The 814-nt window shown below is 44.1% G+C and carries 1 protein-coding gene; it reads right to left on the reverse strand.

Annotated features, from left to right (window positions below):
• Positions 1 to 802: sensor histidine kinase (locus tag A3756_RS19235; RefSeq protein WP_068554332.1), on the reverse strand; the 802-nt coding region annotated here is incomplete at its 3' end.
• Between the last annotated feature and the right edge of the window lie 12 nt (positions 803 to 814).

Consider the following 814-nt stretch of genomic DNA (forward strand, 5'->3'; position numbering starts at 1 on the left):
GGGGGATCAATACCTTTTTCTTGGCGTTGTTGAGCTTCCATTCAATCTTTAGCCTGTTTCCTAATCTAAGGGCTTCAATATTCAAGTATCGTCGGCATAGCTCAATTTCTTCACGAACCGGAATCAGAGAAGTTTGGTTGTTTAATGTAGCCCTGAAAATGGTTGATAGATCTATGACTGCATCTTCGGCTTTTTGTGGATCGATTGCGATCAGGCTGGCGATGCTGTTCATGCTATTAAACAGAAAGTGAGGACGAATTCTAGCCTGCAGTGCTTGGATGCGCGCTCGAAGTTCTGCTTGGCGCTGTTCTCGCCATTGGTGTTGCAGGAAGAAATAACGCAGTAAGATGCTCGCGAGCATCGAGCTGATGAGTAAACTCTTTGATAGAAATAGTTCCGGTTTTGTAATGACGCCCGGCAGCAGGAAGTTGATGCCTAGCCAACTGAAAAACAGCGTGATGATGGCATTGCTAGATAAGAAGTAAATGCTGATAAATTTCGGGCTTTTGCCAAATAGAAATTTTCGGGTTGTACAGATTACCGCTGCAAAGCTGAGCGTGAGTGAGTGGCAGTAAATAGATAGCAGGCCTAGTTTATCCCAACTGATTAACTCGTTTGAACTCAAGACCAGACATAAAACCAGCGCTAGAAACTGGGTTAGGATCAGCAGAAACAGAACGGCATTGATTCGACAAAGGTCAGGAATGACAAAATTGGAGTTCTGCTCACTCCCTGAAGCTTGCTTAGAATCATCAGCATGGCTGTTTTTGTTTGGCTGTGATTGCTTGGCGTTTCTATGCATGATAAATGACTG

The organism is Oleiphilus sp. HI0086, assembly GCF_001635225.1.